Annotated in this window: 13 protein-coding genes and 1 pseudogene; 8 read left to right on the top strand and 6 right to left on the bottom strand. The window is 73.5% G+C overall.

Translation table 11 applies throughout. The features are described 5' to 3' along the window. The first annotated feature begins 214 nt into the window (after nt 1-214). Nucleotides 215-1,315, top strand: coding sequence for an Rv3169 family protein (locus tag S1361_RS07970; RefSeq protein ID WP_208031141.1), 1,101 nt, complete (start codon nt 215-217; stop codon nt 1,313-1,315). Between the two features lie 13 nt (nt 1,316-1,328). After that, the gene (locus S1361_RS07965) at nt 1,329-2,426 is read left to right on the top strand and encodes a phosphotransferase family protein (protein ID WP_208031140.1); all 1,098 of its coding nucleotides are present in this window, start codon (nt 1,329-1,331) and stop codon (nt 2,424-2,426) included. Between the two features lie 6 nt (nt 2,427-2,432). Here S1361_RS07965 and S1361_RS07960 read toward each other — a convergent pair whose 3' ends face one another. Then, nucleotides 2,433-2,867, bottom strand: coding sequence for a hypothetical protein (locus S1361_RS07960; RefSeq protein ID WP_208031139.1), 435 nt, complete (start codon nt 2,865-2,867; stop codon nt 2,433-2,435). Nucleotides 2,868-3,100: 233 nt separating this feature from the next. On the opposite strand from S1361_RS07960, the gene S1361_RS07955 reads away from it, so the two are divergent. The 4 genes from S1361_RS07955 to fxsA all read left to right on the top strand — a co-directional run bounded on the left by S1361_RS07955 (nt 3,101) and on the right by fxsA (nt 7,258). Then, nucleotides 3,101-3,541: an Lrp/AsnC family transcriptional regulator gene (locus S1361_RS07955; RefSeq protein ID WP_014671472.1), complete on the top strand. Its 441-nt coding sequence runs from the start codon at nt 3,101-3,103 to the stop codon at nt 3,539-3,541. A 98-nt stretch (nt 3,542-3,639) separates the two neighbouring features. Next, nucleotides 3,640-5,256, top strand: a complete 1,617-nt coding sequence (locus tag S1361_RS07950) for an amidohydrolase (protein WP_208031138.1) — start codon at nt 3,640-3,642, stop codon at nt 5,254-5,256. Nucleotides 5,257-5,838: 582 nt separating this feature from the next. Further along, nucleotides 5,839-6,633: a polyprenol monophosphomannose synthase gene (locus tag S1361_RS07945; RefSeq protein WP_208031137.1), complete on the top strand. Its 795-nt coding sequence runs from the start codon at nt 5,839-5,841 to the stop codon at nt 6,631-6,633. Between the two features lie 70 nt (nt 6,634-6,703). Beyond that, nucleotides 6,704-7,258 carry an FxsA family membrane protein gene (fxsA, locus tag S1361_RS07940; protein ID WP_208031136.1) on the top strand — a complete coding sequence of 185 codons (555 nt, stop codon included), beginning with the start codon at nt 6,704-6,706 and terminating at the stop codon, nt 7,256-7,258. Nucleotides 7,259-7,364: 106 nt separating this feature from the next. On the opposite strand, the gene S1361_RS07935 is transcribed toward fxsA, so the two are convergent. The 4 genes from S1361_RS07935 to yczE form a co-directional block, all read right to left on the bottom strand. After that, a complete protein-coding gene (locus S1361_RS07935; protein ID WP_003977404.1) occupies nt 7,365-7,739 on the bottom strand; it encodes an RNA polymerase-binding protein RbpA in 375 nt (124 codons plus the stop codon). Nucleotides 7,740-8,018: 279 nt separating this feature from the next. After that, nucleotides 8,019-9,362: an MFS transporter gene (locus S1361_RS07930; RefSeq protein ID WP_208031135.1), complete on the bottom strand. Its 1,344-nt coding sequence runs from the start codon at nt 9,360-9,362 to the stop codon at nt 8,019-8,021. Between the two features lie 53 nt (nt 9,363-9,415). Further along, nucleotides 9,416-10,192, bottom strand: coding sequence for a glycerophosphodiester phosphodiesterase family protein (locus S1361_RS07925; RefSeq protein ID WP_208031134.1), 777 nt, complete (start codon nt 10,190-10,192; stop codon nt 9,416-9,418). After that, nucleotides 10,189-10,824 carry a membrane protein YczE gene (gene yczE, locus S1361_RS07920; RefSeq protein ID WP_208036518.1) on the bottom strand — a complete coding sequence of 212 codons (636 nt, stop codon included), beginning with the start codon at nt 10,822-10,824 and terminating at the stop codon, nt 10,189-10,191. Before yczE ends, S1361_RS07925 begins: the two co-directional genes overlap by 4 nt. Nucleotides 10,825-11,082: 258 nt before the next feature. Here yczE and S1361_RS07915 point away from each other — a divergent pair, with 258 nt between their 5' ends. Continuing rightward, on the top strand, nt 11,083-12,591 hold the full coding sequence (locus S1361_RS07915) for an SCO1417 family PLP biosynthesis transcription factor (protein ID WP_208031133.1): 1,509 nt from the start codon (nt 11,083-11,085) through the stop codon (nt 12,589-12,591). 15 nt (nt 12,592-12,606) lie between these two features. Further along, a pseudogene (locus S1361_RS40495) lies at nt 12,607-12,759 on the top strand (PLP-dependent aminotransferase family protein); the annotation flags it as partial. Nucleotides 12,760-13,198: 439 nt separating this feature from the next. On the opposite strand, the gene S1361_RS07910 reads toward S1361_RS40495, so the two are convergent. Further along, the gene (locus S1361_RS07910) at nt 13,199-14,881 is read right to left on the bottom strand and encodes a hypothetical protein (protein ID WP_208031132.1); all 1,683 of its coding nucleotides are present in this window, start codon (nt 14,879-14,881) and stop codon (nt 13,199-13,201) included. Nucleotides 14,882-14,905: the final 24 nt, after the last annotated feature.

The following is a 14,905-nucleotide window of genomic DNA, read 5'->3' as shown; positions in this document are numbered from 1 at the left end:
GCGGCGGAACCGATTCTGCCGGGCGCGGGACGAAAATGCGGCGCTGACGCCCGGTCGTCGCGTACGTGGGGGTCATACCCGGGCAACGCGGCGACGGCCCGACAGGTCACCCTCCGGCGCAATAGAGCGTCAGTTCACGCCCGTCCGCTTCCCCCCTCTGGCCTCCTGCGGTCGGCTGACGTACCGTCAGCGGACCATCGTCCAGGGGGTGTCCGTGGCCGACGACCGTCCCGTACCGCTCGACGAGTACCCAGTGCACCAGGTGCCGCTCTCCATGAAGCACGTGGCCACCGGCGACCGGAACGCCTACGACCGCTGCATCTTCCACGTCTTCGACCACACCGGCCGCGCCCTGCTCATCCTCGGCCTCGGCGTCTACCCCAACCTCGGCGTGACCGACGCCTACGCCACCCTCCGCACCGGCGACACCCTGCACGCCGTGCGGGCCTCCGACGCCCTCGGCGAGGACCGGATGCGGCTCGCCGTCGGCCCGCTGCGTATCGAGGTGGTCCGGCCGCTCCGGCGCCTGCGCCTGGTCTGCACCGACGACCTGCTGGCGTACGACCTCACCTGGACCGCCGACTTCCCGGCCCTGTGGGAGCCGCACCACCTCCAGCGCCGGGGCGACCGGCTCACCCTGGAGGGCCGCCGCTTCGTCCAGGCGGGACGGGCCGAGGGCGTGATCCGGGCGGGCGGGGCGGAGTTCGCCGTCTCGGTGGAGGGCTGGACCGGCACCCGGGACCGCAGCTGGGGCGTGCGCCCGGTACCCGGCGAGGACGGCGGCCGGCTCGCCGCCGACCACCCCACCGAGGGCTTCCACTGGATCTGGTGCCCGGTCCGCTTCGACGACCGCTTCCTGATGGTCGTCGTCCAGGAGGACGCCGACGGCTACCGCTCCCTGAACGACGCCACCCTGGTCCGTCCCGGCCACCGCGACCGCCAACTCGGCTGGCCCCGCGCCGAGATCGGCTACCGCTCCGGCACCCGGCACCCCGAGCGCGCCGTCGTCCACCTCGGCGACGCGCGCACGCCGCGGGAACTGGAGGTGGAGATCCTCGCCTCCTCGCCGCTGGCCGTCGGCGCGGGCTACCCGCCGGCCGACGACTGGCAGCACGGCACCTGGCGTGGCGGCGGCTGGGTGGACCACCGTACCTACGACATGTCGGCACCGCACCCGCTCGCCGCCTACGGCGTCACCGACCACTCCGCGCGCTTCCGCATGGACGGGCGGACCGGGTACGGGATCTTCGAGCACGGCTCGTTCGGCCGGCACGATCCGAGCGGGTTCACGGACTTCACCTCCACAGCGCCGTAAGGGGGCTCCGCCCATGGCCACGGCACCTCGTCCCCGCACCAGCACGCGGGACCGCACGGAACTGACCCGGCGGCTCACCGCCTGGCTCGGCACCCGGCTCCCGGGCGCCGGGGCCACCGGCGTCACCGTTCCGGCCTCCAACGGCATGTCCAGCGAGACCCTGCTGTTCGACATCGACCATCCGCGGCCGCCGGTGCGCTCCTGCGCGCTGCGGATGGCGGCGGACCCGGCGGCGTACACCGTCTTCCCGGCGTACGACATGGCCCGCCAGTACCGCACCCTGAAGCTCGTGGCCGAGCACACGGACGTACCCGTGCCCCGGGTGCTCTGGCTGGAGGAGGACCCGGCACCGCTCGGGGCGCCGTTCTTCGTCATGGAACGGGTGGCCGGGCGCGTGCCCCCGGACGTCATGCCGTACACCTACGAGGGCAGTTGGCTGCACGCGGCGAGCGACGCCGAACGCGAGCACCTGGAGGCGGCCACGATCGGGCTGCTGGCCCGCCTGCACGACCAGGTGCCCCTGTCCACGGCCCCGTTCCTGGCCCTGCCCGGGGAAGGCGACGCGCTGCGCCGGCATGTGGCGGCCCAACGCGCCTACTACTCCTGGGTGGTCGACGGCCTCGCCCGCTCACCCCTCATCGAGGACGCGTTCGACCGACTGGCCGAGCTGTGGCCGCGCGAACCCGGCGCACCCGTCCTCACCTGGGGAGACGCCCGCATCGGGAACATCGTCTACGACGGCTTCGAACCCGTCGCCGTGCTGGACTGGGAGATGGCGGCGCCCGCCCCGCGCGAGGTGGACCTGGGCTGGACGATCTACCTGCACCGGTTCTTCCAGGACCTCACGACCGGCTCCGGGCAGCGCGGTCTGCCCGGCCTGCTGCGCCGCGACCGGGTCGAGGCCCGCTACGCGCACCTGACCGGGCACACCCCGCGGGACATGGACTTCCACATCCTCTACGCCGCCCTGCGGCACGCCATCGTCATGCTGCGCATCGCCTACCGCCGGGTGCACTTCGGGGAGGCCGCCGTCCCGGCGGACCCGGACACGCTGATCCTGCACCACGACAGCCTGCGCGCCATGGTGCAGGGCACCCACGGGAAGCGGTGAGGCGGCTCAGGCGGCCTGGCGGCGCATCGCCGGCACGCGCATCGGGCGCGAGCCCGGGCCGCCGACGTGAGAGAAGGGCTGCGTCCGCCAGTTCAGACCCTGGGGGAGCGTCAGCAGCAGGGCGGTGTCCTGCTCCTGCGGTTCGAAGGACTCGTCCGCGGGGCGGGCGTCGGCCGCCGAACGGCCCGTGCCCGCGCACACCGTGAGCCCGAACGGGTTCCACGGCGAGGCGCACAGCGCGTGCTCCGGCAGGACCTCCTCGTCCGCCAGCAGCGCGATCGGCTGGGCGCAGTCCGGGCAGATCACCCGGTACATCTCGAAGGTGTCGTAGGCGTCCAGTTCCTCGTCGAGGGCGTCGGGTTCGACGCCCTCCGGTTCGGGCTCGGCGACCGGCTGCCGGTGTGTGGACGTGGACCGACCAGGGCGGTGGGTACTCTGCATGGGTTCTCCCCCTAAGGCTGGGCCGTGAAGGCGCTGCGGCCTCGACCACAGCAAGCACTTCCCGTCCGGCCCCGGCGGTAATCACGAGAGCATCACGGAGCCTGTTCGGGATGTGTGGTGTTCGTCACATGCCACCAGCAGGTGCCCGTCCCGGTGGTTTTTCTCCCGAACCGGGAATGACCTGCGTCTCTGAAGTATCCGCGGAGATCATGCGCACGGTAGGTTGTGGCGGCATGGAGGAGCTGGACCGTCAGATCGTGCAGCTGCTCGTCAAGGACGGGCGGATGAGCTACACAGACCTGGGCAAGGCCACGGGCCTGTCCACGTCGGCCGTGCACCAGCGGGTGCGCCGGCTGGAGCAGCGTGGCGTCATCCGCGGCTACGCCGCGGTGGTCGACCCGGAGGCCGTCGGGCTGCCGCTGACCGCGTTCATCTCGGTGAAGCCGTTCGACCCCAGCGCCCCCGACGACATCGCGGACCGCCTCGCCGGCGTCCCCGAGATCGAGGCCTGCCACAGCGTGGCCGGCGACGAGAACTACATCCTCAAGGTGCGCGTCTCCACCCCGCACGAGCTGGAGGAACTGCTGGCCCGGCTGCGTTCGCTGGCAGGGGTCTCGACGCGGACGACGGTGGTCCTCTCGACGCCGTACGAGGCCCGGCCGCCGAAGATCTGACAGCCGCCAGGCGCCCGCCGCCCGCCCACCCCGTGCCGGGCGCCCTTTCGGGCGCCCCAGGTGCGGCTCCTGCTCGGTGGCGAGGGAAACTGTCGGCCATGAGCAACAGCACCGCCGAGCCCCCCAAGACCGTCCTGCTCCGCCGCGGCGAGGTGCACAGCCCCGCGGACCCCTTCGCCACCGCGATGGTGGTGGAGCGCGGCCAGGTCGCCTGGGTCGGCTCCGAGGGTGCCGCCGACGCCTTCGCCGACGGCGTGGACGAGGTGGTCGACCTCGACGGCGCCCTGGTCACCCCGGCCTTCACCGACGCCCATGTGCACACCACGGCCACCGGCCTCGCGCTGACCGGCCTGGACCTGTCCGGCACCCCCTCCCTGGAGGCGGCCCTCGCCCGGATCCGCGAGTTCGCCGCCGCCCGCCCCGACGACCGGGTGCTGCTGGGCCACGGCTGGGACGCCGCCCGCTGGCCCGGCGGCCGCCCGCCGGCCCGCGCGGAACTGGACGCGGCCACCGGCGGACGCCCCCTGTACCTGAGCCGCATCGACGTGCACTCCGCGGTCGTCACCACCGCCCTGCTGGACCTGGTCCCCGGCGACGTCCCGCGCGAGGACGCCCCGCTCACCGCCGACGCCCACCACGCCGTCCGCGAGGCCGCCCTCGCCGCTCTCACGCCCGCCCAGCGCGCCGAGGCCCAGCGCACCGCCCTGGCGCACGCCGCCTCCCTCGGCATCGGCACCGTGCACGAGTGCGGCGGCCCGCAGATCTCCTCCGAGGACGACTTCACCGGCCTGCTGCGGCTCGCCGCCGAGCTGCCGGGCCCCCGCGTGGTCGGCTACTGGGCCGAGCGGGCCGAGGAAGGCGTGGCCAAGGCCCGCGAGCTGGGCGCGGCCGGCGCCGCGGGCGACCTCTTCGCCGACGGCGCCTTCGGCTCGCACACCGCCTGCCTGCACGAGCCGTACGCCGACGCCGGCCACACCGGCACCGCCTACCTGGACGCCGACGCCGTCGCCGCCCACGTGGTGGCCTGCACCGAGGCGGGCCTGCAGGCCGGCTTCCACGCCATCGGCGACGCCGCCGTCACCGCCGTGGTCGAGGGCGTCCGCGCCGCCGCCGAGAAGCTCGGCCTCGCCCGGATCCGCGCCGCCCGGCACCGCGTCGAGCACGCCGAGATGCTCACCCCCGAGACCGTGGCCGGCTTCGCCGAACTGGGCCTGATCGCCTCCGTCCAGCCCGCCTTCGACGCACTGTGGGGCGGCGAGGACGGCATGTACGCCCGGCGTCTGGGCGTGGAGCGGGCCCGCACCCTCAACCCGTTCGCCGCGCTGCTGCGCTCCGGGGTGCCGCTCGCGTTCGGCTCCGACAGCCCGGTCACCCCGCTCGACCCGTGGGGCACGGTCCGGGCCGCCGCCTTCCACCACACGCCCGAGCACCGGATCTCCGTCCGCGCCGCGTTCACCGCGCACACGCGCGGCGGCTGGCGCGCCATCGGCCGCGACGACGCGGGTGTCCTGGTCCCGGGCGCCCCCGCCGACTACGCCGTCTGGCGCACCGACGAGCTGATCGTCCAGGCCCCCGACGACCGGGTCGCCCGCTGGTCCACCGACCCGCGCTCCGGCACCCCCGGCCTGCCCGACCTCACCCCCGGCCGGGACCTGCCGGTCTGCCTGCGCACGGTGGTGGGCGGGCGGACGGTGTTCGTACGGCCGGGCGAGTGATCTCCCGGGGTGGCGCGGCGGCCGGCCGCCGCCGCGGCCCCGCCGCCCGACCTGCGCATCCTCCCCGCAGACCGCCGCGTTGATGCCGTTTTCCCTGGTCAGGTGGCTGTTGACAGTCGACGGCCAGGGCCCGGTAGGTTCGTTCGAGTCCACCACCGGACGCCCGACCGGGGGACGTTCAGCCGACTCGCCGCAGCGCCGCTGGGTCAGGGACGGTGTGCCGCACCGGGGCACCGTCGCTGGGAGCCAGGCTCAGCGCCCGCGGCGACACGGGAACGTTCAGGCTGGTCGGCCAGGTGTGACCCGGGTGGGGCCCGGGCGTTCAGTAGACAACGGCTTTCGGTCGATCCGCAGCCAGCGGGTCCCAGGTCGGCCCGAAGGGCGCCGGGCCCCCATCCGCCGTCGTGGCGACGGTGTTCGGCGTACGGCGGAAAGGCACCGGAAGACAGCGGGAAGGCGCCGAAAAAACTCAGTCTTACCCCGCTCTTGTGGAATCGACACCACGATACGAACGCGTCGTCGCGTCTTCACAGGCCGCAGCCAACTATGGTGGACCTCTGCGTACAACATGAAGGGGCAGCAGTGAACGACGGCGACGGGACCCTCGCGGCCAAGGCCCAGGGGAGGCAGTTCGGTCCGCTCGGCACGGCCTTGGTGATCATCCCGACCTACAACGAGGCGGAGAACATCAAGTCCATCGTCGGCCGGGTACGCAAGGCCGTCCCCGAGGCGCACGTACTGATCGCGGACGACAACAGTCCCGACGGCACCGGCAAGCTCGCCGACGAGCTGGCCGCCGAGGACGACCACGTCCAGGTCCTGCACCGCAAGGGCAAGGAGGGCCTCGGCGCCGCCTACCTCGCGGGCTTCCGCTGGGGCCTGGAGCGGGACTACGGCGTGCTGATCGAGATGGACGCCGACGGCTCCCACCAGCCCGAGGAACTGCCCCGGCTGCTCACCGCCCTCAAGAGCGCCGACCTGGTCCTCGGCTCCCGCTGGGTGCCCGGCGGCCGGGTGGTCAACTGGCCCAAGTCCCGGGAGTTCCTCTCGCGGGGCGGCTCGACCTACTCGCGGCTCATGCTCGACGTGCCGATCCGGGACGTCACCGGCGGCTTCCGGGCCTTTCGCCGCGAGACCCTGGAAGGCCTCGGCCTCGGCGAGGTCGCCTCGCAGGGCTACTGCTTCCAGGTCGACCTGGCCCGCCGCGCCGTGAAGGCCGGGTACCACGTCGTCGAGGTGCCCATCACCTTCGTCGAGCGGGCGCTGGGCGACTCCAAGATGAGCCGGGACATCGTGGTCGAGGCGCTGTGGCGGGTCACCGCCTGGGGCGTCGGAGACCGCCTGGGCAAGCTCGCCGGCAAGGACAAGCGCGCCTAGCACACCGGTTCCCGGTACGGCTGATCGCTCCCTTATCCGGTGCTGAGCCGCGCCCAGGCACACTGGGGGCATGACGACTGGCACTCCGACCTCCCCGTACACCCGCCGTCGGCCCTCCCGGCTGCGCAGGTATCTGCCGCTGGGCCTCGCCGCGTGGCTGGTGCTGGAGATCTGGCTGCTGACCCTGGTCGCCGGCGCGGCCGGCGGGCTCACCGTGTTCCTGCTGCTCGTCGCGGGATTCGTGGCCGGCTCCGTGGTCATCAAGCGGGCGGGCCGCCGTGCCTTCCAGAACCTGAACGAGGCGCTGCGGCAGGGCGGCTCGCCGGCGCGCGGCGGCGGCAACGGCCTGATGATGCTCGGCGGCCTGCTGCTGATGATCCCCGGCCTGCTCTCGGACGCGGCCGGACTGCTCCTGCTGCTCCCGCCGGTCCAGAAGGCGGTGGGCCGCCTGGGGGAGAGTGCCCTGGAGCGGAGCCTGCGCAAGGCCGCCCCGGGCACCCTGGGGGACGCCTTCCAGCAGGTCCGGATGCACCGGCCCGACGGCAAGGTGGTGCAGGGCGAGGTCATCAGGGACGACGGGCCGTACGACGCCCCGCAGGAGCCCCGCCCGCCGCTGACGCGCTGAGCGTCCGCACCCGCACGAACGACCGCGGGCGCCGTACGTGAGATCACGCACGGCGCCCGCGGTCAGTTGCGTTGCGCTGTATGAAGCAGCCGAGCCCCGTCAGGGGCTAGGCGCTCTTGCGGCTGTCCCTGGGGTGGACCGCGATGTTCATCGCCCCCGAACGCAGAACCGCCAGACGCTCCTCGAGGACCTCTTCGAGTTCCTCGCGGGTGCGCCGCTCCATCAGCATGTCCCAATGGGTACGCGCGGGCTTGGCCTTCTTCTCCTCAGGGCCGTCGCCGTCCACCAGGAGTGCCTGGGCACCGCAGACCTTGCACTCCCACTCCGGCGGGATCTCCGCCTCGACCGAGAAGGGCATCTCGAAACGGTGCCCCTTCTCACATGCGTACTCCACGGCCTGGCGCGGAGCCAGGTCGATGCCGCGGTCCGTCTCGTAGCTGGTCACCACGAGGCGCGTACCGCGAAGAGCTCGCTCACTCATGAATCGTGCCTCCCGGGCTTGTCGCCCACAGGACAGGTGTCGCTGTCGTCGTCATCCGGTCAACGTCCGGTCGGCGGTAAAGATTCCCGTTCCGGGTCCCGTTCCGGGTCATGCGTCGCCGTCGTAGCCGCCCCTTGTTCTACCCACAGGCGCCCGGTTTGTCACATCTGCTAGCAGATGTCACCCAGCGTTTCGGCATCTTTGACGCGCAGTAACGGTACGCCTGGCAGGCCAAACGCGTACACTACCGCCCTTTCACGCCGAGTGCTAAATCGGCGCCTAGATCTTTTCCGGAACCGGGTTGCCCGCCTCGCGGATCGCCCGGCGCACGGGGACCCGTGCGAGCAGGGCGAAACCGAGGACGAAGAAGGCCACCAGCGAGAAGATCGCGGACCGGTAGCTTCCGGTCAGCTGGTAGGTCATGCCGAACAGCAGCGGGCCGAGCCAGCTCATCCCGCGGTCGCTCATCTCGTACGCGGAGAAGTACTCCGCCTCCTTGCCCGGCGGCACGAGATGGGAGAACAGCGACCGGGACAGCGCCTGGCTGCCGCCGAGGACCAGGCCGATCCCGGCGGCCAGCAGGAAGAACCACACCGGCGCCCGCGCGGGCAGGAACCAGCCCGCCGCCAGCGTGAGCGTCCAGGCCAGCAGCGAGCCGAGGATCGTGCGCTGCGCGCCGTACCTCCGCGCCAGCCGGCCCATCGCCAGGGCGCCGGCCACCGCCAGCACCTGCACCAGCAGCACGGCCACGATGAGCGTCGACTGGCCGAGCGCCAGTTCCTCCGAGCCGTACACCGACGCCTGGGTGATCACCGTCTGGATGCCGTCGTTGTAGACGAGGTACGCCAGCAGGAACGCCAGGGTCAGCGGATGCCTGCGCATGTCCCGGACCGTCGCCGCGAGCTGCCGCAGCCCCGGAGCAGTCGCCTGCGCCACGCGCGCGTGCCGGTCGCGCAGCGTGCGCAGCGGGACGAGCGTGAAGGCACCCCACCACAGTCCGGCCGAGGCCAGGCAGATGCGGACCGCGGCCGTCTCGGACAGGCCGAAGGAGTCGTGCGCCGAGTAGAGCACCAGGTCGGCGACGAGGACCAGCGAGCCCGCCGCGTAGCCGAACGCCCAGCCCCGGGACGAGACCGCGTCCCGCTGGTCCGGCGGGGCGATCTGCGGCAGGTACGAGTTGTAGATCATCATCCCGACGGACTGCGCCGCGTTGGCCACCACCAGCAGCACCCCGCCGAGCAGATACCGGTCGCCGTCCAGGAGGAACATCCCCGCGGTCGCCGCCGCGCCGGTGTAGGCCGCCGCCGCGAGGAGCGGCTTCTTGCGGCCCGTGCGGTCGGCCGCGCTGCCCACCAGCGGCATCAGGACCACCGCCACGATCACCGACAGGGAGACCGAGTAGGCGAAGAAGGAGCCCGCGCGGACCGGGAGGCCCAGCGGGTGCACATAGCCGTCCCCGTCCGCGGCCCGCTCGGCGACCGAGGTGAGGTACGGGCCGAGGAAGACGGTGAGGACGCTCGTCGAATAGACGGAGCACGCCCAGTCGTAGACGTACCATCCCCGTTGCTCGCGCCTGAGCCCGGCGGCTTCGTCCGCCGCGTTCCGCAGGGTGTCCGTGCTCACCCGTGCCCTCGCTTCCCCGTTGTCCTGCGAAGGCTCGGGTTGCGGCCGGGCGGTCAGACCCAGACGCCGCGGTCCTCCATGACCTTGCGCAACATGTCGATGTGATCGGTCATGATGCCATCGACCCCCAGGTCCAGCAGTCGGTGCACCCGCTCCGGGTCGTTGATCGTCCACACGTGCACCTGCAGCCCGCGCGCGTGGGCGGCGCGGACGAAGCGGTGGTCGACCACGGGGACGCCCGACTGGGCCTCGGGCACCTGCGCGGCCACGGCCGACCGGCGGACCGCGGCCGGAAGCCCCCAGGAGCGCAGCCGCAGGTTCAGCACCCCGCGGGTGCCGAAGGAGGTGGCCAGCCGCGGCCCGGCCAGCCGCTGGGCGCGCAGCACACGCGCCTCGGAGAAGGAGCCCGCGCAGACCCGGTCCCAGGCGTTCGTGCGCTCGATCAGCTCCAGCAGGGGCCGCAGCGCGGGCTCCGCCTTGATGTCGACGTTCCAGCGCACCTCGGGGAACGTCTCCAGCAGCTCCTCGAACAGCGGCACCGGTTCACGGCCGCCCACGCGCGCGTGCCGAATCTCCGCCCACGGCAGGTCGGCGATCCGGCCCGTGCCGTCGGTGACCCGGTCCAGGGTCGTGTCGTGGAAGGCGACCAGCCGGCCGTCCGCCGAGGCGTGCACATCGGTCTCGATGTACCGGTAGCCCAGCTCCACCGCGCGCCGGAACTGCGCCACGGTGTTCTCCAGGCCGTCGGCCGCCCCGCCCCGGTGGGCGAAGGCGATCGGCCCCGGGTGGTCCAGATAGGGGTGGCGGATGGGCGGCGTCGCAAGGGTCACGAACGCAGTATCGCCTGCCCGGGTGTCGCCCCGGCAACGACCGTGCTGCCCGACGGTGCCGACGGAACGGCGAACACCCGCAGGAACGCCTGCGCCAGCGGGCCGATGGACACCGCGTACAGCACGGTGCCCACCCCGATCGTGCCGCCCAGGAGGAACCCGGTGACCACCACCGCCACCTCGACGGCCGTCCGTATCAGCCGGATCGACTTGCCGGTGCGCCGGTGCAGTCCCGTCATCAGCCCGTCGCGCGGCCCCGGTCCGAAGCGCGCCGCGATGTAGAGACCGGTCGCCGCGCCGTTCAGCACGATGCCCGCCAGGAGCAGCGGGACGCGCACGGCGAGGGAACGGGCGTCCGGGAGCAGGGCGAGCGTACCGTCCATCGCCAGGCCGATCACGAAGACGTTGGAGACGGTGCCGAGCCCGGGCCGCTGGCGCAGCGGGATCCACAGGAGCAGTACGGCCGCGCCCACGATGATCAACACGACCCCGATGCTCAGGCCGGTCATCTCCGCGAGCCCTTGGTGCAGCACGTTCCACGGCTCCAGGCCCAGCCCCGCCCCCACCAGAAGAGCGGAACTCGCGCCGTAGAGCGCGAGTCCGGAGTACAGCTGGACCAGCCGGCGGCCGATACGGCGGCGACCGGGAGCCGAGGCCTCGGGAGCGGCTGTGCCGGAGGTGGCTCTGCGGGAGGCGGCGGGGGCGGAGGTGGCGGGGGCGGAGGTGGCGGGGGCGGCGGCTGGGTCGGAAGTGGCTGTGCCGGGTGTGGACGGGCTGGCGGTGGACACGGAGATCCCCCCTGAGTGGTGACGGTGGCCTGACGCATGACACTCTGTGGCTTGGGATGAATCGTCATCCATGGCCAATTCGGGGAAGGTGGACTGATCTTCATGGCGCAGTGGACCTCGGCTGTGGGGGCCGCACAGCTCGCCCGGCTCCTCAAGTCCCAGCAGGACCGTCCGGCCGGCCCCGGCACCCGCCGTCCGCCCGCCTACCGCGCGCTCGCCGACGGCATCCGGCTGCTCGTGCTGGAGGGCCGCGTCCCGGTGGCCGCGCGTCTCCCGGCGGAACGCGAACTGGCCCTGGCCCTCTCCGTCAGCCGCACCACCGTCGCCGCCGCCTACGAGGCGCTGCGCGGTGAGGGCTTCCTGGAATCCCGGCGCGGAGCCGGCAGCTGGACCGCGGTGCCGGCCGGCAACCCGGTCCCGGCCCGCGGTCTCGAGCCCCTGCCCCCCGAGTCCCTCGGCTCGATGATCGACCTGGGCTGCGCCTCGCTCCCGGCGCCCGAGCCGTGGCTCACGCGGGCCGTGCAGGGCGCCCTGGAGGAGCTGCCGCCCTACGCCCACACCCACGGCGACTACCCGGCCGGGCTGCCCGCCCTGCGCTCGATGATCGCCGAGCGCTACACCGCGCGCGGCATCCCCACCATGCCGGAGCAGATCATGGTGACGACCGGTGCGATGGGCGCCATCGACGCGATCTGCCATCTCTTCGCGGGCCGCGGCGAGCGGATCGCCGTGGAGTCGCCGTCCTACGCCAACATCCTCCAGCTGATGCGCGAGACGGGCGCGCGGCTGGTCCCCGTCGCCATGGCCGAGGGCCTGTCCGGCTGGGACATGGACCGCTGGCGCCAGGTCCTGCGCGAGGCGGCGCCCCGGCTCGCCTATGTGGTCGCCGACTTCCACAACCCCACCGGGGCGCTCGCCGACGAGGACCAGCGGCGCCGGCTGGTGGACGCGGCCCGCTCGGCCGGCACGGTGCTCGTCGCCGACGAGACGATGTCCGAGCTGTGGCTCGACGAGGAGTTCCGGCACGGCGGCATGCCCCGGCCGGTGTGCGGGTTCGATCCGGCCGGCTCCACGGTGATCACGGTCGGCTCGGCCAGCAAGGCGTTCTGGGCGGGGATGCGCATCGGCTGGGTACGGGCGGCGCCGGACGTCATCCGCAGCCTCGTCGCCGCGCGGGCGTACGCCGACCTGGGTACGCCGGTGCTGGAGCAGCTGGCCGTGAACTGGCTGTTCAGCACCGACGGCTGGGCCCAGGCGGTCGAGCTGCGCCGCGCCCAGGCCCGGGAGAACAGGGACGCCCTGGTGGCCGCGGTGCGGCGGGAACTGCCCGACTGGGAGTTCGAGGTTCCGCGCGGTGGCCTGACGCTCTGGGTCCGCGCCGGCGGCCTCTCCGGCTCCCGCCTCGCGGAGGCGGGCGAGCGGACCGGCGTCCGTGTGCCGTCCGGGCCCCGCTTCGGTGTCGACGGCGCCTTCGAGGGGTACGTCCGGCTTCCTTTCACCGTGGGGGGAGCGGTCGCGGAGGAGGCGGCGGTACGGCTCGCTGCCGCGGCGCGTCTGGTGGAATCGGGAGCGTCGGGCGGCACGGAGGCACCGCGCACGTTCGTGGCCTGACCGGTTCGGGGCTGTGTCGACGGTGCCTTCGAGGGGGGTGTCCGGCTTCTCTTCACCGTGGGGGGAGCGGTCGCGGAGGAGGCGGCGGTACGGCTCGCTGCCGCGGCGCGTCTGGTGGAATCGGGAGCGTCGGGCGGCACGGATGCACCGCGCACGTTCGTGGCCTGACCGGTTCGGGGTTGTGCCGACGGTGCCTTCGAGGGGGGTGTCCGGCTTCTCTTCACCGTGGGGGGAGCGGTCGCGGAGGAGGCGGCGGTACGGCTCGCTGCCGCGGCGCGTCTGGTGGAATCGGGAGCGTCGGGCGGCACGGAGGCACCGCGCACGTTCGTGGCCTGACCGGTTCGGGGCTGTGTCGACGGTGCCTTCGAGGGGGGTGTCCGGCTTCTCTTCACCGTCGGGGGAAGCGGTCGCGGAGGACGGCCGACTGCGGTGAGTTCCTGCCCGTCGTGGGCTGCGGCTCGCTGGGGCTGATCGCGCAGCTCCCCGCGCCCCGGGGAGGTGCGGCCACCGTGGGCCCGAAGCCGGGGCATCCGCGGGTGGGCGCGCGGCGGCGGCCGGTCGGCGTGGGTGGCGGAACGGTCCGTTCGGCCGGGGCGGAGGTGACGGGTCAGCTCTCGGCCGGCACGGCCTCCGCCGCCACCGGTGCGTTCTGCACCGCCGGCTTGGCAAGATCCGCCGGCTTGGCAAGATCCATCGGCTCCGCGGGATCCGCCGGCTTCGCGGGATCCGTCTGCCGCCCAAGACCCGCCGGCTCCGCCTCCACCGCAGTGGCCCGCGGCGGCAGCAACTCCAGCACCGCCTGCCGGTCGGCATCACTCGTGGCGTCGTCGTACGGGTCGGGCGTACGCGGCACCTGGAGCCGGTGCACCGGACCGGACCCCAGCCGGGCGTACCCCCGCCCGGGCGGCACGTGCGCCATCGGCGTGGTGTGCGGCGGCACCCCGAGCACCGCCTCCACCTGCTCCGGCGCGGCCGGCCCGAGCACGACACGCGCGCGCGTGTGCTGTCGTACGGCGTCGCTCAACGCCTCAGCACTGTCGAACTGCTCGGCCACGACCACGGTCACGTTCGCCGCGCGCCCGTGCCGCAGCGGCACGCCGAGCAGCGCCTGCGGGTCCTTGCGGCCGTCCGCCGCGGCCAGGTACGCGAAGACGCTCGGCCGGTCGAGAATGATCCACAGCGGGCGCCGGGTGTCCGCGGGCGGCGGGTCGCCCGCCTGCCGCGCCAGGTTGATCGCGATGAGCCGCCGCTCGGTCTCCTGCGCTGCCCACTCCAGGCTGGCCAGCGCCCCGGGCAGCGCGCACTCCACGGCCAGCACCCCGGCCCGTCCGGTCAGGCAGGCGTACTCGCCGGTGCCGCCGCCGTCGACGATCAGCACATCGCCGTACTGCAGGGTCTGCAGGGCGATGGACCGCAGCAGGGTGGACGTGCCGCTGCCGGGGTGGCCGAGGGCCAGCAGGTGCGGCTCGGTGGAGCGGATGCCGGTGCGCCAGACGACCGGCGGGATGTCGATCTGTTCCTCTCCGTAGGAGAGGGGGAGCGTGCGCGGGACCTCGCTGGGGTCGGTGAAGCCGAGGACGGTCTCGCCGGGCGCGGTGACGAAGCGCTGGGCGGGGACGTCGGCGGGCAGCGGTGCGAGAGCGGTGACGGTGAGCTGGTTGCCCGCCTCGTCCCACCCGAAGCGGTACTCGCGGCTCCGCCCGGCCTTCGCGGTGAGCAACTGCTCGATCCGCGCGCGGGCCTCGGGCTCGCCGTCCGGGAAGTAGGCGGGGTAGCGGATCACGAGCTGGGCGACGCGCCCGGCGTCGTCGAACTCGTGCACGGCGAAGGCCTTCTCCCACTCGCCGCCGTGCGCGTACAGCGGTGCCGGGTCGTCGGCGCCGGAGAAGTACGGCACCAGGGCCTCGTACAGCGCCTGGAGCCGTTGGGTCTGGGACTCGTCGGGCCCTTCGGGCGCCGGCGGGGTGCGGTCCCGGCCGTGCCAGGCCGCTGCCGCCATCACGGCGATGACGGCGAGCAGCGGCCCGTACGGCATCAGGGCCACGAGCAGCACCAAGGAGGCCACGAAGAACAGAAGTGGCCCCCGCTTGTCCCTGGGGGTGTCCGCCCACCTGCGCCGGCCGGCCGAGGCCAGCAGGCGCAGCCCGCGCGTGACGGTGATCAGCGGGTGGAGGACGTCGGTGGCGCTGTCGGCCGCCGTCCGGGCCAGCTCCCTGCTCCGGGCGATCTGCGTCCGGGCGATCTGGGCGCTGTCCTTGCTCAGAATGCGGGGGAGGGGGCGCCGGGCCACTGCTGACTCCTGGGGGTGCGTGCG

The organism is Streptomyces cyanogenus, from assembly GCF_017526105.1.
In the GTDB taxonomy this organism is placed as follows: domain Bacteria; phylum Actinomycetota; class Actinomycetes; order Streptomycetales; family Streptomycetaceae; genus Streptomyces; species Streptomyces cyanogenus.
Note: the sequence above shows the minus strand (reverse complement) of the source record. Positions and strands in the feature narration are given on the sequence as shown.

Coding starts and splice junctions, on each gene's coding strand:
- S1361_RS07965 (WP_208031140.1), top strand. CDS start 1,329: ATGGCCACGGCACCTCGTCCCCGCACCAGCACGCGGGACCGCACGGAA.
- S1361_RS07960 (WP_208031139.1), bottom strand. CDS start 2,867: ATGCAGAGTACCCACCGCCCTGGTCGGTCCACGTCCACACACCGGCAG.
- S1361_RS07955 (WP_014671472.1), top strand. CDS start 3,101: ATGGAGGAGCTGGACCGTCAGATCGTGCAGCTGCTCGTCAAGGACGGG.
- S1361_RS07950 (WP_208031138.1), top strand. CDS start 3,640: ATGAGCAACAGCACCGCCGAGCCCCCCAAGACCGTCCTGCTCCGCCGC.
- fxsA (WP_208031136.1), top strand. CDS start 6,704: ATGACGACTGGCACTCCGACCTCCCCGTACACCCGCCGTCGGCCCTCC.
- S1361_RS07935 (WP_003977404.1), bottom strand. CDS start 7,739: ATGAGTGAGCGAGCTCTTCGCGGTACGCGCCTCGTGGTGACCAGCTAC.
- S1361_RS07915 (WP_208031133.1), top strand. CDS start 11,083: ATGGCGCAGTGGACCTCGGCTGTGGGGGCCGCACAGCTCGCCCGGCTC.